This is a genomic window from Streptomyces sp. NPDC001393, from assembly GCF_053597455.1.
This window is the reverse complement of the sequence record NZ_JBSFIH010000021.1, coordinates 13,754-31,541: the sequence shown is the minus strand read 5'-3', so window position 1 is coordinate 31,541 and position 17,788 is coordinate 13,754. Positions and strand designations below refer to the sequence as shown.

At 71.5% G+C, this 17,788-nt stretch carries 16 protein-coding genes and 1 pseudogene; 8 read left to right on the top strand and 9 right to left on the bottom strand.

Translation table 11 applies throughout. The features are described from left to right. Positions 1 to 103: 103 nt before the first annotated feature. Positions 104 to 646: a CGNR zinc finger domain-containing protein gene (locus ACWC2T_RS22650; protein WP_450672145.1), complete on the bottom strand. Its 543-nt coding sequence runs from the start codon at positions 644 to 646 to the stop codon at positions 104 to 106. A 111-nt stretch (positions 647 to 757) separates the two neighbouring features. Between ACWC2T_RS22650 and ACWC2T_RS22645 the strand changes: the two genes are divergently transcribed. The 6 genes from ACWC2T_RS22645 (at position 758) to ACWC2T_RS22620 (ending at position 7,316) form a co-directional block, all read left to right on the top strand. Beyond that, positions 758 to 1,204, top strand: a complete 447-nt coding sequence (locus ACWC2T_RS22645) for a VOC family protein (RefSeq protein ID WP_450672144.1) — start codon at positions 758 to 760, stop codon at positions 1,202 to 1,204. A 2-nt stretch (positions 1,205 to 1,206) separates the two neighbouring features. Continuing rightward, on the top strand, positions 1,207 to 2,097 hold the full coding sequence (locus ACWC2T_RS22640) for a pyridoxamine 5'-phosphate oxidase family protein (protein WP_450672143.1): 891 nt from the start codon (positions 1,207 to 1,209) through the stop codon (positions 2,095 to 2,097). Positions 2,098 to 2,124: 27 nt separating this feature from the next. Then, entirely contained in the window at positions 2,125 to 2,586 is a 462-nt protein-coding gene (locus ACWC2T_RS22635; protein WP_450672242.1) for an NUDIX hydrolase, read from the top strand. A gap of 202 nt (positions 2,587 to 2,788) precedes the next feature. Next, complete coding sequence (locus ACWC2T_RS22630) at positions 2,789 to 4,561, top strand: TIGR03767 family metallophosphoesterase (protein ID WP_450672142.1); 1,773 nt, start codon at positions 2,789 to 2,791, stop codon at positions 4,559 to 4,561. Positions 4,562 to 4,654: 93 nt separating this feature from the next. Next, positions 4,655 to 5,797, top strand: a complete 1,143-nt coding sequence (locus ACWC2T_RS22625) for a serine hydrolase domain-containing protein (RefSeq protein WP_450672141.1) — start codon at positions 4,655 to 4,657, stop codon at positions 5,795 to 5,797. Positions 5,798 to 5,948: 151 nt separating this feature from the next. Next, complete coding sequence (locus ACWC2T_RS22620; RefSeq protein ID WP_450672241.1) at positions 5,949 to 7,316, top strand: glycosyltransferase; 1,368 nt, start codon at positions 5,949 to 5,951, stop codon at positions 7,314 to 7,316. On the opposite strand, the pseudogene ACWC2T_RS22615 reads toward ACWC2T_RS22620, so the two are convergent. The 4 genes and pseudogenes from ACWC2T_RS22615 to pepN form a co-directional block, all read right to left on the bottom strand. After that, positions 7,266 to 7,634: pseudogene (locus ACWC2T_RS22615) on the bottom strand (GNAT family N-acetyltransferase); the annotation flags it as partial. The gene ACWC2T_RS22620 and the pseudogene ACWC2T_RS22615 overlap by 51 nt on opposite strands. A gap of 36 nt (positions 7,635 to 7,670) precedes the next feature. Further along, entirely contained in the window at positions 7,671 to 8,480 is an 810-nt protein-coding gene (locus ACWC2T_RS22610; protein WP_450672140.1) for an SGNH/GDSL hydrolase family protein, read from the bottom strand. Between the two features lie 165 nt (positions 8,481 to 8,645). After that, positions 8,646 to 9,683, bottom strand: coding sequence for a hypothetical protein (locus ACWC2T_RS22605; protein WP_450672139.1), 1,038 nt, complete (start codon positions 9,681 to 9,683; stop codon positions 8,646 to 8,648). A gap of 237 nt (positions 9,684 to 9,920) precedes the next feature. Further along, complete coding sequence (pepN, locus tag ACWC2T_RS22600; RefSeq protein WP_450672138.1) at positions 9,921 to 12,512, bottom strand: aminopeptidase N; 2,592 nt, start codon at positions 12,510 to 12,512, stop codon at positions 9,921 to 9,923. A 141-nt stretch (positions 12,513 to 12,653) separates the two neighbouring features. On the opposite strand from pepN, the gene ACWC2T_RS22595 reads away from it, so the two are divergent. Continuing rightward, positions 12,654 to 13,316 (top strand): mycothiol-dependent nitroreductase Rv2466c family protein, encoded by a 663-nt coding sequence (locus ACWC2T_RS22595; protein ID WP_450672137.1) that lies wholly within the window; start codon positions 12,654 to 12,656, stop codon positions 13,314 to 13,316. 50 nt (positions 13,317 to 13,366) lie between these two features. Here the strand turns inward: ACWC2T_RS22595 and ACWC2T_RS22590 are convergent, their stop codons facing one another. Beyond that, positions 13,367 to 13,825 (bottom strand): DUF3887 domain-containing protein, encoded by a 459-nt coding sequence (locus ACWC2T_RS22590; protein WP_450672136.1) that lies wholly within the window; start codon positions 13,823 to 13,825, stop codon positions 13,367 to 13,369. A gap of 56 nt (positions 13,826 to 13,881) precedes the next feature. Here ACWC2T_RS22590 and ACWC2T_RS22585 point away from each other — a divergent pair, with 56 nt between their 5' ends. Continuing rightward, positions 13,882 to 14,499, top strand: a complete 618-nt coding sequence (locus ACWC2T_RS22585; RefSeq protein ID WP_450672135.1) for a histidine phosphatase family protein — start codon at positions 13,882 to 13,884, stop codon at positions 14,497 to 14,499. Between the two features lie 95 nt (positions 14,500 to 14,594). Here the strand turns inward: ACWC2T_RS22585 and ACWC2T_RS22580 are convergent, their stop codons facing one another. The 3 genes from ACWC2T_RS22580 to ACWC2T_RS22570 form a co-directional block, all read right to left on the bottom strand. Then, positions 14,595 to 15,242 (bottom strand): superoxide dismutase, encoded by a 648-nt coding sequence (locus ACWC2T_RS22580; RefSeq protein ID WP_450672134.1) that lies wholly within the window; start codon positions 15,240 to 15,242, stop codon positions 14,595 to 14,597. A gap of 127 nt (positions 15,243 to 15,369) precedes the next feature. Then, the gene (locus ACWC2T_RS22575) at positions 15,370 to 16,755 is read right to left on the bottom strand and encodes an amino acid permease (RefSeq protein ID WP_450672133.1); all 1,386 of its coding nucleotides are present in this window, start codon (positions 16,753 to 16,755) and stop codon (positions 15,370 to 15,372) included. Positions 16,756 to 16,880: 125 nt separating this feature from the next. After that, positions 16,881 to 17,777, bottom strand: coding sequence for a TauD/TfdA dioxygenase family protein (locus ACWC2T_RS22570; protein WP_450672132.1), 897 nt, complete (start codon positions 17,775 to 17,777; stop codon positions 16,881 to 16,883). Positions 17,778 to 17,788 lie beyond the last annotated feature (11 nt).

The window sequence follows — 17,788 nt, the reverse complement described above, 5'->3', positions numbered from 1 at the left end:
GAGCCGTTCCGTTACTTCGGTTACTTCCGTTACGTTACTTCGCTTACTTCCGTTACTTCCGTTACGACGTGTCGGTGCCGGCCGGTACGGCGTGACGCCGCGGTCAGCTCTCCTTCGAGCGCGCGTAGTGCCGGGACGCCTTCGCGCGGTTGCCGCACGCGGCCATCGAGCACCAGCGGCGGGTGCCGTTCCGGGACGTGTCGAAGAAGTGCAGGATGCAGCTGCCGCCGGCGCAGGTCCGGATGCGCTCCGGGGCCCGGGTGATCAGGTCCAGGTAGTTCCGGGCGGCGAGCCAGGCCGGTCCCCACGACGGATCGGCGAACTCCGGTTCCTCCGCGGGGCCGTCGGGGGTCAGCCGGGCCCGGATCCGCCCGTGTGCCAGTACGGCGTCCACGAGGGGTGCCGCCGCGCGCGGCGAGTCGTGCACCGCGACCCCGATCGCCTCGCGCGCCTCGCGCAGATGCCCCAGCACCTCCGCGTCGGCCGCATGGTCCCCGGCCAGCCCGTTGCTCGCGAGCCACACCGCCAGCCCGTCGGCGTCGGCGAGCAGGTCCTGGGTGACGCCCTCCCGGTTCCACCGGGTGTTGAGCAGATCGAGCGCGAGGGGCTCGCCGGTCAGGGGGCGGGGGTCGCGAGGGGTGGTCATCGGGCGCTCCTTCTCTTCTAACCACTCAATTGTATGTGACCGGTTGACCTTCCGCTCTCTAACCTTCTAATGTGGATAAAGAAGGTTAGGGAGATCCCGAAGGAGAACACCATGGCTCCGCGCATCGCGCACACAGGTCTGAACGTCACCGACCTCGACCGCTCGCTCGCCCTCTACCGCGACCTCCTCGGCTTCGCCGTGCTCGCCGAGGGCAAGGAGGACGACCAGCGCTGGGCGATGCTGGGGGAGACCGGCGGCGCCCCGCTCGTCACCCTCTGGCAGCAGGCGCAGGGGTCGTACGACAGCGGTCGCCCCGGGCTGCACCACCTCGCGTTCACGGTCGACTCGATCGACCGCGTCCGCGAGTACGAGACCGCGCTGAGGGCCGCCGGAGTGGACTTCGCCCACGACGGCGTGGTGGCCCACCGCGAGGGCGGCACCTCGGGCGGGATCTTCTTCCACGACCCGGACGGCATCCGCCTGGAGATCTCCGCTCCTCTCGGCTCCGATGGCGCCCCGGCCCCCCACGCCTCCGCCCCGACCTGCGGTTTCTTCTAGTCATGGGCACCTATCACGCGGGCTCGCTCGCCGTGCAGGAACTGATGGGCGTCCGCGACCGCGCCGACCATGTGGGCCGCTCCCTCGGCCAGGACATCAAGCCGGTCGCGGCGGCCTTCCTGGAACTCCAGCCCCTGCTGGTGGTGGGAGCGGCGGATCCGGGGACGGGGCGGGTGTGGGCGTCCGCCCTCACGGGCGACCCGGGTTTCGTACGCGCGACGGGCCCGAGACAGATGTCGGTCGTCACGGGTGCCGGACATGGGGCCGATCCTCTCGACGCGGCCCTCAAAACCGCCGGCACCCCCGTTGGCACCATCGCCCTGGACCCCCGCACCCGCCGCCGGATGCGCCTCAACGGCCGACTGCGGCCCACCCCTCGCGGGTTCGCCGTCGCCGCGGACCAGGTCTTCTCCAACTGCCCCAAACACATCCAGCGCAGGGAGTCGTACGAGACCCTCGCCGACCGCACCCCGGGCAGCCCCCGCCGGCTGACCGAACTCGCCCCGGAACAGCAGGAGTTCGTCAGAGCGGCCGACACCTTCTTCATGGCCACGGTGCACTCCGCCGGAGCCGACGCCAGTCACCGAGGCGGCAATCCCGGCTTCGTCGAGGTCACGTCCTCACGCGAACTGACCTGGCCGGACTACCCCGGCAACGCCATGTTCCTCACCCTCGGCAACCTGCGCGGCGACCCGCGCACCGGACTGCTCTTCCTCGACTGGACCACCGGCACCACCCTCCAGCTCACCGGCGAGGCGCATGCCGAGTTCACCTCCGACGGCCGGCGAAGCGTCCGCTTCACCCTCACCGAGGCCCTGTGGACCCCGGCCGCCCTGCCGCTGCGCTGGTCCGCACCCGAATACTCACCGGCGAATCAGGACATCCAGCGCTAACGTCCCCCCATGCGACGGAACTTGAGGGTGGCGGCCTACGCCGTGTGTGTCCGCGACGGACAGATCCTGCTGGCGCGTTCCCCCGGTCCCGGCGGCACCCAGGAGTGGGTGCTGCCGGGCGGCGGCATGGAGCACGGCGAGGACCCGTACGACACCGTCCGCCGCGAGCTGACCGAGGAGACCGGCTACCGCATAGCGGTGACCGGTCTCCTCGGCGTGGACTCCTGCCGGCTGACCGTGGGCCGGCACCGCCCCACCGACCACCACGCCCTGCGCCTCGTCTACGAAGGAGAGGTCGTCGGCGGTGAACTCCGGTACGAGGTCGGCGGATCGACCGATTTCGCCGCCTGGCAGGACCTTTCGGCCGTACCGGACCTGAACCGGGTCCCGCTCGTCGACACCGCCCTGCGCCTGTGGCGGGAACGCCCCGCGCACGGACATCTCACCGCCGGAACCCGTCCCCTTCCCCAGGAGATGAACGAGGAGTGACCGGCCCCCGGCCGCCCGCGATCCACTCCATGACCGCCTCCGGTACCCCGTGATCCACGTACGGTGATCGGCGCTGCGCGTTGCCGCCGCGTTCACGCGCAGGTCATCCCCGGTGCCAACGATCCTGAGCGAGCGGGGCGTTCGCGTTCGGCGACGACCCGCGACCACTGCCGACGCGTTCGCACTCGGGGAGATCGCGCCAATGTCGCGCAAACGCTCTGTCACCGCCTCCGCTGCCTCCAGCCTGGGGGCCAACCGCCGTACCGTCCTCGCCGCCACCGGAGCGGTCGCGCTCTCCGCGGGCGTCGGCTACGCCCTCCGTCCCACCGACAGCCAGGCCGCCACCGGTCCCGGCGGCATCGGGGACGCACCCGTCGCCCAGTTCGCAGGGACCTCCGCCGCCCCGGCCGCGCCGTACACCAAGGGCACCACGCTCGCCTCGGTCGCCGCCCCGCGCAGCAGCTCCGGCTACCAGCGCCTCGGCGACGGGGCGGGCTGGAAGCGGGTCGTGCGCAGCGAGCTCGCCGCACCCAAGTCCGGCCGCGAGCAGCGCCGTACGGTCCTCGCCGCGTTCGTGCAGTTCACCGATCTGCACCTGCAGGACGTCCAGCACCCGCTGCGCCTGGAGTACCTGCGCGCGAACGCCCCGCACTCCTGGCGCCCGCAGGAGGCGCTCACCGTGCCCGGCGCGATCGCGCTCGTCGAGCGGGTCAACGCGCTGCCCGGGGCCCCGGCCACCGGCGCCCCGCTGCACTTCGTGATGACCACCGGCGACAACACCGACAACAACGCCCACTCCGAGCTGGAGTGGTTCCTGCAGATCATGAGCGGCGGCCGGATCACCCCGAACACCGGTGACCCCCGGCACTACGAGGGGGTGCAGAACACCGGTCTGAAGCTGTACTGGCAGCCGGACTCCGCCACCCGCGACCGTGACAAGGCGCTCGGCTTCCCGCAGCTGAACGGCTTCCTGGCCGCCGCGATCCGCGAGGTGAACAGCCCCGGCCTCAACCTGCCGTGGTACTCCACCGTCGGCAACCACGACGCCCTCCCCCTCGGCTGCTTCGGCTCCCACGGCGACCCCTACCTCGCCGAGGCCGCCATCGGCGGCAGGAAGCTGTTCGACGTCTCCGCCGCCGACGCCAGGAAGCTCCAGGAGGCCATCAGCAGCGCCAAGGACCCGCGAGGTGCCGGCTACCGGGACTTCCTCAAGGCCCACGCCCGCTCGATGCGTTCGGTCACCCCGGACGAGAAGCGGGCCCCGTACACGCCCGCCGACTATCTGAAGGCCCACCTCGACCCCGCCTACCGGGGGCACGGTCCGGTCGGGCACGGCTACTCCTCCGCGAACCTCGACGCGGGCACCCAGTACTACGTCTTCCGCATCTCCGACGACGTGATCGGCATCAGCCTCGACACCACCGACCCCGGCGGCGACTCATCGGGCTCCATCGGCACCGCCCAGCTGAACTGGCTCGACAGCACGCTGAAGGCCAACAAGGACTCCCACGCGGTCGTCTTCAGCCACCACACCAGCACCACGATGGGCAACACCCGGCCCGACCCGGCCCGCCCCGGCGAGAAGCGGCACAGCGGCGCCGAGGTGCTCACGGTCCTGTCCGCCCATCCCAACGTGCTCGCGTGGGTGAACGGTCACATCCACAAGAACGCCATCACCCCGCACCAGGCCTCCGGCGGCCGCTCCTTCTGGGAGATCTCCACCGCCTCGCACATCGACTACCCGCACCTCGCCCGGATCATCGAGCTGGCCGACAACAAGGACGGCACGATCTCCGTGTTCACCACCCTGATCGAGTCCGCCGCACCGCACCGCACCGACTTCGCCGACCTCTCCCAGACCGGCCTCGCCGCCCTCTACCGCGAGCTGACCTTCAACGCCCCGGGCGCCAGCAAGACCCTCGGCGCGGGCGGCGCGGCCGACCGGAACACGGAGCTGGTACTGAAGAAGGGCTGAAAGTCACTCAACCGGAGTAACGCGAGCAACCTTCGCGCATCCGGTATCGGTTTCTTCCCCCGACCGCACGAACCGCACAGGTTGGGGGAAGACATGCGCGTACGCACGACTCTGGTGGGCGCCACCGCCCTGCTCCTCGCGGCGGCCCTCGCGGCTCCGGCCGTGGCCGCCACCGGCGCCCACCCCAGGGGCGGGCACTCGCACGCCGCCACCCGCAAGGCCATCGAGGCCGCGGTCGCGGCCGGGGTGCCCGGGGTGACCGCCACCGCGAAGGACGGCCACGGCACCTGGTCCACCACCGCCGGCGTGGGTGACCGCCCAACAGGCGAGCCGCGTTCCACCGCCGACCGGTACCGCGTCGGGAGCATCACCAAGACCTTCGTCGCCACCGTCCTGCTCCAGCTGGAGGCGGAGGGCCGGCTGTCGCTGGACGACACGGTGGAGAAGTGGCTGCCCGGCGTCGTCCACGGGCACGGCCACGACGGCCGCCACATCACCGTCCGGCAGCTGCTGAACCACACGAGCGGCATCTTCGACTACACCGGCGACGCGGACTTCGACCGGGCGGTCTTCACCAAGGACGGCTTCTTCCGGCACCGCTACGACACGCTCGCCCCGGGCGAGCTGGTCTCGATCGCCATGAAGCACGCGCCGTACTTCGCGCCGGGCACCTCCTGGAAGTACTCCAACACCAACTACGTCCTGGCCGGAATGGTGATCGAGAAGGTGACGGGCCATGCGTACGCCACCGAGATCGAACGTCGCGTCATCGCGCCGCTGCGGCTGCGGGGCACCTCGCTCCCCGGCACCCGGACCACGGTGCCCCGCCCGAGCAGCCGCGCCTACTCGAAATTCCTCGACCCGGCGGGGCCGGTGTACGACGTCACGACCCTGAATCCGTCGCTGGCCTCGTCCGCCGGTGAAATGATCTCCGACTCCGCCGATCTCGACCGCTTCTACAGCGCCCTGCTCCGCGGAAAACTCCTGCCGCCCGAGCAGCTGAAGGAAATGAAGACCACGGTCGAGGCCACGGGCATCCCGAACGCGCGCTACGGCCTCGGACTCATGGACATCCGGCTGACCTGCGGCGTTCACGTCTGGGGGCACAACGGCGGCATCCACGGGTCGACGTCCACGGCGATGACGACGGCGGCCGGCGATCATTCGATCGCCTTCAATTTCAACGGCGACTGGGCCGGGGACATGCAGTCGGTGATCGACGGGGAATTCTGTTAGCCACCGTTTCATCCGCGTCATTCTGTGTTAACCCGGGCGCAATGTCCGTACCGCCTCATATCGGCTATCCCGCTTTGGACGGGGATGGCTCGATCTTCTCGATCATTTATGCAAGGCGGGTGGTCGCGTGCGCGCGAGGCACGGACTGCGTGTGCTCTCGGTCTACGAGGGCTTCTTCTCCGGAGGAGCCCGGATCGTGCACAGTGACGTCGTACTGGGACTGGCCGAGGGCGGCCAGTCCCACCAGGTGCTCAGCCTCCATGGCGAGGTCCATCGCGAGGCCACCCGGCAGCGCATGGAGGACGACCACTGCTACCGGGCGCTGACCGCCGGCGGCGTCGGCGTCACCTCGCTCGGCCGCAGCGCGGGCCTGGTGGACGGCGAGCTCGCGGCGGACGATTTCAGCGGCCCGGAGCTGGCCGAAACGGCTCGGTCGATGGCCGGGGCGGATGTGATCCTCTCCCTGAAGGAGCAGCCGCTGGCGCTGCTCAACCAGGCCGGCCTGCCCCGCCGCCCGGTGGTGGTCTGCCTGCACCGCTCCGACCCGGAGAACCAGGGCCCCGCCCTGGACGAGCTCAAGGCCGCCATCGCCGAGGGCAAGGTGGTGGCGTGCGTGTGCTGCGCGGAGTCGACCAGGGCGGCGTACGAGGCGGCGGGCGTCCCGGGCGAGGTGCTGCACGTCATCCCCAACGGGGTGGACCTCCTCCGCTTCCGCCCCGACGCGGCCGCGCGGCTGGCGTTCCGCGCGTCCCTGGGCATCCCGGCCCCGGCCCCGGTGGTCGTCTTCGCGGCCCGCTACGCCGGGATGAAGAACGTCCCGCTCTTCCTCCGGGCGGCCCGCGCATGGCTGTCCCGTGAGCCCGAGGCCCATGTGCTGATGTGCGGCGCGGGCATGACCGGCGAGAACCCGGCGCTGCGGGCCGACATCGACACCGCGTTCGGCGAGGACCGGCACCTGGCGGACCGGATCCGCCTGCTCGGCGTGCGCGGCGACATGGAGACCGTCTACGCCGCCGCCGACGTCGTCGCCCTGACCTCCGTCTCCGGCGAGGCGGCGCCGCTGTGCCTGATCGAGGGCATGATGTGCGGCGCGGTCGCGGTGACGACCGACGTCGGCGACAGCGCGTCGATCGTCGACGGCCTCGGCTTCGTCACCCCGCCGGAGCCGGGCGCGATCGCCCTGGCCTGGTCCGCCGCGGCCGCCCGCCGTACGGAGCTGGCCCCGGCCCTGGAGGCCGCCCGCGAGCGCTTCAGCCGCACCCGAATGATCGCGGCCTACGCCACCCTGCTCGACGAGGTGTACGCCTCACACGTCGGCGGGCAGCGGGTCGTGGCGCAGCACGCTGTAGGCGACGCCGTCGCGCCACCGGCCGTCCCGGAAGACGATGCCCCGAGTTACGCCCTCGCGGGTGAACCCGGCCTTCTCCAGGGCCCGTTGCTCGGCGATGTTCTCGGCCTCGGTGTCGGCCTCGATCCGCATCACGGGGGTGTGGGCGAAGAGATAGCGGACGAGCTGTAGCTGGGCCCGGGTGCCGATGCCCCGGCCCCGGGCCTCGGGCAGCAGCTGGGCGCCGATGTTCCAGCAGTAGGTGGAGGCCGAGACGACGACCTTCCGCCAGGCGACGAACCCCAGCGGCTCGGCCGCCGCCGTGACGATCAGCCCGCCGCCGTCCTCGCCGAGCAGCCGGTTCTCCGTCCAGCGCTGCCGGAACCGCCGTGGGTCGGCGTAGCCGTACCACTGGAAGGGCCCTGCCGCCTCGGGGTCGGTGAGGAAGCGCTCCAGCAGGGGCAGGTCGTCCTCGCCCACGGGGCGCAGGGTCACGGATTCGGCAGGCATGGACCAGAGCGTACGGCTCGGTCTGTCAGGACCCCGTCAGGAGACCCGGTCGAGGACCGGGAGGTAGCCGAGCGCCTGGCCCGGTGCCGTCGGGTGGTACGACTCGGTGACCGCCGGGACGTCGACGCTGTGCAGCCAGGGGCTGGACGAGCAGATCTCGTGGCCGGCGAAGGCGGCCCGGACGTCGGCGAAGGTGAACCCGTGCGCGGCGGCGCGGCGGGCGATCAGCGCGTCGAGGTGGTCCACACCGTCGTTGATCGCGGCGCGCGCGGTGTCCTGGAGGCCGATCTCGCAGCTGCCCCTGAGGTGGTACAGGTGCGGATAGCCGAGCACCACGACGTGGGCGGCGGGAGCCCGGTCCCTGATGGCCGAGTAGAGCCGGTCCAGGTTGTCCCCGAGGGAGCGGTCCACCGTGGCGCGGGCGGCGGTGACGGCCGACAGGCAGCGGCTGGTGCCGCCCAGCGCGCAGGTCGTCATCACGACGCCGAAACCCGCGTCCATGCCGCCGACGGTGAGGGTGACCAGCCGGGTTCCGGTGCCGAGCGCGCCGAGCTGGCCGGACAGGACGTCGCCCGTCCGGGCGTGGTTGCACGCGGCGAAGGCGAAGGGCGCCACCTTGTGCGCCGAGGCCCACAGGACCGGGTACGCCCGGCCGCTGCGCTTGCAGTTCGTGCCGGTGGGCAGGTAGTCGCCGGCACCGAGCCCGGCGGAGTAGGAGTCACCGAGGGCCACGTACCCCGGGCCCCCGCTCAGCGGCGCCGTGCCCGCCGTCCCGGGTGCGGCGACGAGGCAGGCGGTGGCGAGCAGGAGGGCCGAGGCGCACACGGCTGTCCGGGTATGTCGCATACCTCTCATCTTTCGTGGCGCGGCCCGCGCCGCCCGCGCGGCTGGTCCGATCGAGTGAATCCGGGTGCTGCACGAGGAGGGGCCACCGGCAGTCGCCCGGTGGCCCCTCCTCTCCCCTCCTGAGGGCTCGCGCCGGCCCTCCTGCTGCCTCCTCCCGGTGCGTCACTACCGGGGGAGCACCACGACGTACGCGGCCGGGTCGCGGTCGGCCGAGGCCATCAGGGCCGTGCGGACCACCGCCGCCTGCTGCTCCATCGCGTCCCTGAGCTTCTTCGGCGTGAGGTACACGACCGTGATGCCGAGGCGTTCCAGGTGCTCGCGCTTGCGGGCGTACTCCGACCACAGCGCGTCCTCGTCCTGCCGGGGCGCCCTCGTGTCCAGCTCCACCGCCACCGCCTGGTCCGGCCAGTACGCGTCCAGGCCGCCGAGGTGCGGGCCGCCGGGCAGCCGCAGGTCGACGTTCCAGACCGGGTCGGGCAGGCCGTACTCGCCGACCATCCGGTACAGGCGGTCCTCGGCGATCGAGCGGCCCTCGGCCACGAGCGCGTCCACCGCGTCCACCACGTGCGGGCGGTTCAGCAGCTTAGCCTGGGTCAACTCCCGCACCACGGAAGCCGGTTCGCAGTGGCCGCCGCGCACCGCCTCGGTCATCAGCCGCCGTACCGCGTCCGCGTCCGTCAGCTCCGCCACCGCGTCCGCCAGCGCCCGCGGCACCGGCGCCAACGGCAGCCCCGTCACCGCCTTCGGCGTGGGCAGACAGGGCGTGCGCAGGACGCGGACATAGCCCGCGGAGCGCAGCCGGCGCAGCCGGGGGACCAGGACGTCGACGCGGTCCAGGGAGAGCAGCGGCGGGGCGGCGGAGAAGCCGTGGAGGGTGAGGGCCGCGAGGCCCGTGATCATCGCCTCCGCGTAGACCGGGCGGTGCGGGTCCTCAGCCGTCGGCTGGGCCGGGACACCGGGCGCGGACTCGCGGGCCGCGTACAGCAGCGCCCCGTGCAGACGCTCCTCGCTCGTCGGCGGGCCCGGGTGCAGCAGGACCACGTTCGGCAGCAGCAGCTGCCACGGGCCGCCGGGGCGGCACTGGTCGGTCAGTTCGGCCGTCGTCACTCCGTGGGAGCGGAGCTGAGCCGCCGTCAGGACGCGGCGGTGGACCTCGGAGAGGTGGCGGAGGGGGCGGGGGGAGAGCGGGGTGTTGTGCGTCATGGCGTCGGGATTCCCGCGCCCGGTCCCCTCCTTAACCGCTGTTACACGCCCGTCGAAGAATGCGGACAAGGGGGGACTAAAGGTCAGTTGTTCGGGTGCCGAGTAGGGACGGGAAACCCCTGGTCCGATCGGGTGCGGACCAGGGGTTACGGTTCCGATTGACCGAATTCCGTAACGGTCACTGGCGGCCCAAGCTCAGGCCAAAGCTCGGCCCATGACGGCCGGTGCCGGCCGGTCTCAGTCGCCGACGGCCGTCGCGTCGCACTCCTGTGCGCGCAGCGCCCGCGCCAGGTCGTCCCGCGCCTCCAGCACCAGCCGGCGCAGCGCCGGCGCCGCGTCCCGGTGCTCCTCAAGCCACGCGTCCGTCGCCAGCAGCGTCTCCGTCCGGTCCTGCAACGCCGGGAACAGGCCCCGTACGACATCCATGCCGATCTGGATCGACCGCTCCCGCCACACCCGCTCGATCGCCGCGAAGTACTTCTGCGCGTACGGCGCCGTCAGCTCCCGCTGCGAGGGCTGGCCGAAGCCCGCGATCGTCGCCTCCACCAGCGCGTTCGACAGCGCGTCGGACTCCACCACCTGCGCCCACGCCTGCGCCTTGACCGCGGCCGACGGGCGGGCCGCCAGGCAGCGGACCTGGTGGCGCTTGCCGGACGCCGTGTCGTCGCGGGCCAGTTCGGCGGCGAGGACGGACTCGTCGGCCACGCCGTGCGCCGCCAGCGGTTCCAGGAACGCCCAGCGCAGCTCCTGGTCCACCTCCAGGCCGTCGATCACTTCCGCACCGTCCAGCAGACGCCTCAGCAGCGCGAGGTCCGTCTCGCCGGACGCCACCGTCGCGAAGAACCGCGCCCACGCCAGCTGGTGCTCACTGCCCGGCTCGGCCGCCTCCAGCTCCCGCAGCGCGCCCTCGGCCAGCAGCTCCTCGCCGGTCGCCCGCCACTCGGGCGCCGCGTAGTGCACCAGCGCCGAGTTCGCCCACGTGTGCAGCATCTGCAGCACCCCGATGTCGGACTCGCGACCTCCGAACCGCAGCACCAGAGAGACGAAGTCCCGCGCCGGCAGCAGCGCGTCCCGGGTCATGTTCCACAGCGCCGACCAGCACAGGGCCCGGGCCAGCGGGTCGGTCAGCGCGCCCAGGTGCTCCTTGAGGGTGGCCAGCGAGGTGTCGTCGAAGCGGATCTTGCAGTACGTCAGGTCGTCGTCGTTGACCAGCACCAGATCCGGCGCCTCGGCGCCCGCCAGCTCCGCGACGACCGTGCGCGGCTCGTGCACGTCCGTCTCCACGCGCGCGTACCGCTCCAGCGCGCCCTCGGCCGTACGCCGGTACAGGCCCACCGCGATCCGGTGCGGGCGCTCCTCGGGATGCGACTCCGGCGCCTCCTGCACCACCGCCAGCTCGGCCACCCGGCCCTCGGCGTCCAGCAGCACCTGCGGCGTCAGCGAGTTGACCCCGGCCGTCTGCAGCCACGAACGCGCCCACGCCGACATGTCCCGGCCACTGGTCTCGCCCAGCACCGACAGCAGGTCGGCAAGGCGCGTGTTGCCGTACGCGTGACGCTTGAAGTAGCGCCGCGCGCCCTCCAGGAACGCCTCCTGGCCGACGTACGCCACCAGCTGCTTGAGCACCGAGGCGCCCTTGGCGTAGGTGATGCCGTCGAAGTTCAGCTTGGCGTCCTCCAGGTCACGGATGTCCGCCGTGATCGGATGCGTCGACGGCAGCTGGTCCGCGCGGTACGCCCAGGCCTTGCGGCGGTTGGCGAAGGTGATCCAGGCGTCCTTGAAGCGGGTCGCGCCCACGTTCGCGAACGTGCCCATGAAGTCCGCGAAGGACTCCTTCAGCCACAGGTCGTCCCACCACTCCATGGTGACCAGGTCGCCGAACCACATGTGCGCCATCTCGTGCAGGATGACGTTGGCCCGCGCCTCGTACGACGCCTGCGTCACCTTCCCGCGGAAGATGTACTCCTCGCGGAAGGTCACCAGACCCGGGTTCTCCATCGCGCCCAGGTTGTACTCCGGCACGAACGCCTGGTCGTACTTCCCGAACGGGTACGGGTAGTCGAAGTGCTCGTGGAAGAAGTCCAGGCCCTGCTTGGTGACGAGGAAGACGTCGTCGGCGTCGAAGTGCGGGGCGAGCCCCTTGCGGCACATCGCGCCGAGCGGGATCTCCAGCTTGCTCCCGTCCTCGAAGGTGCGGGTGTAGGAGTCGGTGACGTAGTGGTACGGCCCCGCCACCACGCACGTGATGTACGTCGAGATCGGCTTGGTCTCCGCGAACCGCCAGACGCCGTCGGCCAGTTCGCCCGCGCCGTTGCTCCACACCGTCCAGCCCTCGGGCGCCCGCACCTCGAAGCGGTACGGCGCCTTCAGGTCCGGCTGCTCGAAGTTGGCGAAGACCCGGCGGGAGTCGGCCGGCTCGTACTGGGTGTAGAGGTAGACCTCGCCGTCCTCGGGGTCGACGAAGCGGTGCAGACCCTCACCGGTGCGGGAGTAGGCGCACTGGGCGTCCACCACCAGCTCGTTCTCCGCGGCCAGGTCCTCCAGGGCGATCCGGGCGCCGTCGAAGACCTCGCTCGGGTCGAGGTCCCGGCCGTTCAGCGACACGGCGGTCACACTCGGCGCGACCAGATCGGCGAAGCTCGCCGCCCCCGGCTCGTTGCAGCGGAAGCGGATCGTGGTCACCGAGCGGAACGTGCGCGACGCCCCGCCCTCGGAGTCCCCGTCGCCGGTGACGGCGGACCTGAGGTCCAGGGACACCTCGTACCCGTCTACGGACAGCAGGGCGGCCCGCTCCCGGGCCTCGTCACGGGACAGATTCTCACCGGGCACGGACGGCACTCCCTTGTGATCGCATGGATGAGGGCGGAACAGGACCGATCCTGCCATGTGCCCCTGACAGGGAGCAGCAGGGAATGCGGGTCGCGTGGACGTCGTTGAGAGCGTGAAACGAGTCCTTCGCTGAGGAGAGCCATGTCCGAGACCGCGCCCGAGTCCGGCAAGACCCCCGTCGACTTCTGGTTCGATCCGCTGTGCCCGTGGGCCTGGATGACCTCCCGCTGGGTGCTGGAGGTGGAGAAGGTCCGCGACATCGAGGTCCGCTGGCACATCATGAGCCTCGCCGTCCTCAACGAGAACAGGCTGGACGAGCTGCCCGAGGAGTACCGGGAGATGCTCGCGACCAAGGCCTGGCAGCCGGTCCGCGTGGTCACCGCGGCCTGGCAGAAGCACGGCGCCGACATCCTCGGCCCGCTGTACACCGCGCTCGGCACCCGCATCCACAACAACGGCGAGGGCCCGACCCTGGAGGCCGTCGCGGGCGCCCTCGCGGACGTCGGCCTGCCCGCCGACCTCATCGACTACGCCGAGCAGCAGGACTTCGAGTTCGACGCCGAGCTGCGCGCCTCCCACAAGGAGGGCATCGAGAAGGTCGGCCAGGACGTCGGCACCCCGGTCATCGCGGTGCCCGGCCCCGACGGCGAGCAGATCGCCTTCTTCGGCCCGGTCGTCACCCCCGCCCCGAAGGGCGAGGAGGCGGCCCGCCTGTGGGACGGCACGCTCGCGGTGGCCTCCGTGCCGGGCTTCTACGAGATCAAGCGAACCCGGACCAAGGGGCCGGACTTCAGCAACCTCTAGGTCTCCGGTACACGGGCCCGGCGCCGCTCAGCGCCGGGCCCGTTCCCCGATCACGTGCGCGACGGCTTCGGGATGGGCACGCCCGGCTTGAGGAAGAACAGGCCGGCGACGGCCCCCTTGCTGTCGAAGCTCACGCGGAACTCGCCGGGCCCGTGCTGCATACGCAGGGGCACGCTGACCACGGTGTAGCGGCCGGACTTCGTGTCCTTGGGCTTCCCGTGCGACGTGTAGTGTCCGAAGTGGGCCTGGTAGCTCTTCCACACCTTCTCGAGCCCGTCCGGCGGCAGGTGCCCCCGCATGTCCGTGTCGAAGTGGGCGGTGGCGGCCCTGTAGTGCCCCTTGACGATGTCGTCGAGCATCCGCACGGCGACCGTGTCGTCCTTGGACGGTTTGGGCGCGGCCGACGCGCAACCGGTGGCCGGCAGCAGCGCGGTCGCGGCCAGTGCGACCGTGGCCGTTGCCCGGACCAGTCGCCGCCGGCCGCCGCGGGTGATGTCGTGGGCGGACATACGCTCATCGTGCGTCACTCGCCGTCTGCCCGCATGCCGGACCGATACTGCTGCCCATGCGCCCCGCCACCCTGCTCCTCGCCCGCCACGGACAGACCGTCTGGCACGCCGAGAACCGGTACGCCGGAGGCAGCGATGTCGCGCTCACGGACACCGGGTACGCCCAGGCCGAGGCGCTGGGCAGGTGGGCCGCCGCGCATCCCGTCGACGCGGTCCGGACCTCGCCGCTGTCCCGGGCGATCCTCACCGCCGACCCCGCCTGCCGGGCCCTCGGTCTCACCCCGCGCCGCGAACCCGGCCTGCGCGAATGCGACTTCGGGGTGGTGGAGGGCCGTACGCTCGCCGAGTTCGCGGCACAACACCCCGGGGCGGCGGACGCGTACCGCCGGGACCCGGTGGCGCACCCGTTCCCGGGCGCCGAGGACCCCCGCGCGGCGGCCGGGCGCGGGAGTGCCGCCCTGCGCCGCATCGCCGCCGCCCACCCCGGCGGGCGGGTCCTGGTCGTCGCCCACAACACCCTGCTGCGACTGGTGCTCTGCTCGCTCCTGCACATCCCGCTCGCCGAATACCGCCGCGTCTTCCCGCGGCTGCGCAACGCGGCGGTCAGCGAGCTCCGCATGGACGGCGAACACACCGCGCTGCTCTCGCTGAACGTGCCCTGCGGGCCGGAGTGAGGGAAGACCCCCGCGCGTCACGTCCACGCGGGGGTCTTCCGTTCATCCGCCTGCCGTCGTGAAGGGTGAGAAGACGATCACGAGGCAGGACGTTCTCAGGGGGCCGGCAGGAGGACGTCCGCGCGGGACCTGGCGGCTTCGTGACGGCGCGCCACGTCCTGCCAGTTCACGACCTGCCACATGGCCTCGACGAAGTCCGCCTTCTGGTTGCGGTACTGGAGGTAGAAGGCGTGCTCCCAGGCGTCGAAGACCAGGATCGGGGTGGCGCCCTGGCCGACGTTGCCCTGGTGGTCGTAGACCTGCTCCACGATCAGGCGCCCGCTCAGCGGCTCGTACGCCAGCACGCCCCAGCCGGAGCCCTGGGTGGTGGCCGCGGCCCTGGAGAGCTGGGCCTTGAAGGCGGCGAAGGAGCCGAAGGACTCCTTGATCGCTTCGGCCAGCCCGCCCACGCCGTCGGCCGCGAGCGGCTCGCCGCCGCCGTCCTTCGGGCCGGTCATGTTCTGCCAGTAGATGCTGTGCAGGATGTGCCCGGACAGGTGGAAGGCCAGGTTCTTCTCCAGGCCGTTGATGGAGCCCCACGCCTCCTTGTCCCGTGCCTCGGCGAGCTGCTCCAGGGTGTCGTTGGCGCCCTTCACATAGGCCGCGTGGTGCTTGTCGTGGTGCAGCTCGATGATCTCCGGGCTGATCACGGGGGCGAGCGCGGAGTAGTCGTAGGGCAGGTCGGGCAGCGCGTAGACGGGCATGGGTCATCCCCTCGAGAAGCTTATTGCAAAGAGCTTGCAACTACACGCTAGCAACAACAGTGTCCGGGCAACAGAAAGGCCCCCGCGTGTTGCACGTGGGGGCCTTTCCGGGACCGGGGTGTCGGTGTCAGCGCCTGGCGCGCGCCCGCTGCCAGAGGTAGCCGACGACCGCCAGGCACAGGGTCATGCCGCCGGTGGAGTACAGCTGGACGCGGGTGTCCGGCTCGCGGGCCATCAGGACGAAGATCGCGACCATGCCGGCCAGCGCGACCCAGGTCAGCCACGGGAACGCCCACATGCGCACGACCAGCTTCTCGGGCGCCTCGCGCTCGATACGGCGGCGCAGCAGCAGCTGGGAGACCGCGATGAAGATCCAGACGACCAGGATGACCGCGCCGATCATGTTCAGCAGCCACGGGAAGACGCGGTCCGGGCTCCAGTAGCTGAGCAGCACGCAGACGAACCCGACGACGCAGGAGGTGAGGACCGCGATCCGCGGCACCCCGCCGGACAGCCTGACCAGCGCCTTCGGGCCCTGACCGCGCTCCACCAGCGAGTAGGCGATGCGCGAGGAGCCGTAGATGTTGGCGTTCATCGCGGACAGCAGGGCGACCAGGACGACCACGTTCATCAGCTGGCCCGCGCCGGGGATGCCGAGGTGGTCGAGCGTGGCGACGTACGGGCCCTTCTCCACGACCTCCTTGGAGTCCCACGGGACCAGGGTGACGACGACCGCCATCGAGCCGATGTAGAACAGGGCGATGCGCCACATGGCCGTGCGGACGGCGGACGCCACGCCCCTGACCGGGTTCTCCGACTCGGCGGCGGCGATGGTCACCGTCTCCATGCCGCCGTAGGAGAAGACGGAGGCGAGCAGGCCGATGATCAGGCCCTCGCTGCCGTGCGGGAGGAAGTGGGTGAGGTGCGCGGTGCCGGGGGAGTCGGTGCCGGGCAGTACGCCTGCGATGGCCAGGACGCCGAGGATCAGGAACAGGCTGATCGCGCCGACCTTCAGCGCGGCGAACCAGAACTCGAACTCGCCGAAGTTCTTCACCGCGGCCAGGTTCGCCCCGCAGAACACCACCATGAACAGGGCCACCCACATCCACTGCGGGGTGCCCGGCACCCAGCCCTGGACGATCTTCGCGGCGCCGATGCCCTCCAGGCCGACGGCCGTGCACAGCAGCACCCAGAACGACCAGCCGGCGGCGAAGCCCGCCCAGGGGCCGATCGCCCGCTCGGCGTGTGCGGAGAAGGAGCCGGAGGAGGGGTAGGCGGCGGACATCTCGCCCAGCATGCGCATCACCAGCATCACCAGCAGGCCGGAGAGCGTGTACGCGATCACGATGGACGGACCGGCGGCGGCGATGCCCGCGCCGGAGCCGACGAACAGACCCGCACCGATGACGCCGCCCAGGGCGATCATCGACAGATGGCGCTGCTTGAGGCCGTGGGAGAGGGAGGAGCCGTCCTGTTGCTGTGGCGGCGTCTCGGTGGTCGTGCTGCTGGGCATGGGCGCGGCTCTCCCGGGCAAGGCAATGGGCGGGCAAAAACCCCGCCAGTCTGGGCGGCCCGTCCGCTGACGCGGAGGAGCCGCCCAGTATCCGGACACCCGTCCTACGGAGGGTGTCCGGATGGTCACGCCGCCGCGAGCACCGGCGTGTAGTGCGAGGCGTCGCCCTCGATCGAGTAGCTCTCCTTGCCCTCGACGCCGACCGGGACGTCACCGGCGACGGTCACCCGGTGCAGCCGGCGCGGCCGCCCGTCGTAGTTGTCGATGGCGTAGTGCTGGGTGATCCGGTTGTCGAACAGCACCAGCTCGTTCTCCGCCCAGTGGTGGCGCAGGATGTTCTCCGGCCGGGTGACGTACGCCTGGAGCAGGTCGAGGATCTTGCGGGACTCGCCGACCGACAGGCCCACGATCCGCTGCGCGAACCCGCCGATGAACAGCCCGCGCTCCCCGGTCAGCGGGTGCACCCGGACCACCGGGTGGGCGGTGCGGTACGTGATCGACGTGAACTGGGCGCGCTGGGCGGCCTTCTCCTCGTCGATCTCCTCCTCCGGTACGGCGTAGTCGTAGTCGTTGGTGTGCTCGGCCCACAGGGTGTCGGCGAGGCGGCGCAGCGGCTCGGGCAGGTCGCGGTAGGCGGCGGCCGCGTTGGCGATCAGGGTCTCGCCGCCGTACGGCGGGACGGTGATCGAGCGCAGGGTGCTGGCCTGCGGCGGGTTGAGCACGAAGGTCACGTCGGTGTGCCAGTGGTTGGCCCGGCCCCGCTCGCTGTCCACGGGCAGCACGTTCGGGGCGCCGTCGACCGCGCCGACCGTCGGGTGCGCGGTGGTCAGGTCGCCGAAGTGGCGGGCGAAGGCCTGCTGGCCGGCGTCGTCCAGGGTGCCCGCGTCGAAGACGAGCGCCTTGTGGACGTTCAGGGCCTCGCGGATCGCGGAGACCTCCTCCGGGGCGAGCGGCCTGGTGATGTCGACGCCGGAGACACGGGCGCCGATCCGTGCGGTGACCTTGGTGATCTCGAGGGACATGTGCGGGTCCT

Bases quoted from the DNA above. Each gene is read 5' to 3' on its own strand.
- ACWC2T_RS22650 (WP_450672145.1), bottom strand. From the start codon at position 646: ATGACCACCCCTCGCGACCCCCGCCCCCTGACCGGCGAGCCCCTCGCG.
- ACWC2T_RS22645 (WP_450672144.1), top strand. From the start codon at position 758: ATGGCTCCGCGCATCGCGCACACAGGTCTGAACGTCACCGACCTCGAC.
- ACWC2T_RS22640 (WP_450672143.1), top strand. From the start codon at position 1,207: ATGGGCACCTATCACGCGGGCTCGCTCGCCGTGCAGGAACTGATGGGC.
- ACWC2T_RS22630 (WP_450672142.1), top strand. From the start codon at position 2,789: ATGTCGCGCAAACGCTCTGTCACCGCCTCCGCTGCCTCCAGCCTGGGG.
- ACWC2T_RS22625 (WP_450672141.1), top strand. From the start codon at position 4,655: ATGCGCGTACGCACGACTCTGGTGGGCGCCACCGCCCTGCTCCTCGCG.
- ACWC2T_RS22610 (WP_450672140.1), bottom strand. From the start codon at position 8,480: ATGCGACATACCCGGACAGCCGTGTGCGCCTCGGCCCTCCTGCTCGCC.
- ACWC2T_RS22605 (WP_450672139.1), bottom strand. From the start codon at position 9,683: ATGACGCACAACACCCCGCTCTCCCCCCGCCCCCTCCGCCACCTCTCC.
- ACWC2T_RS22595 (WP_450672137.1), top strand. From the start codon at position 12,654: ATGTCCGAGACCGCGCCCGAGTCCGGCAAGACCCCCGTCGACTTCTGG.
- ACWC2T_RS22590 (WP_450672136.1), bottom strand. From the start codon at position 13,825: ATGTCCGCCCACGACATCACCCGCGGCGGCCGGCGGCGACTGGTCCGG.
- ACWC2T_RS22585 (WP_450672135.1), top strand. From the start codon at position 13,882: ATGCGCCCCGCCACCCTGCTCCTCGCCCGCCACGGACAGACCGTCTGG.
- ACWC2T_RS22580 (WP_450672134.1), bottom strand. From the start codon at position 15,242: ATGCCCGTCTACGCGCTGCCCGACCTGCCCTACGACTACTCCGCGCTC.
- ACWC2T_RS22575 (WP_450672133.1), bottom strand. From the start codon at position 16,755: ATGCCCAGCAGCACGACCACCGAGACGCCGCCACAGCAACAGGACGGC.
- ACWC2T_RS22570 (WP_450672132.1), bottom strand. From the start codon at position 17,777: ATGTCCCTCGAGATCACCAAGGTCACCGCACGGATCGGCGCCCGTGTC.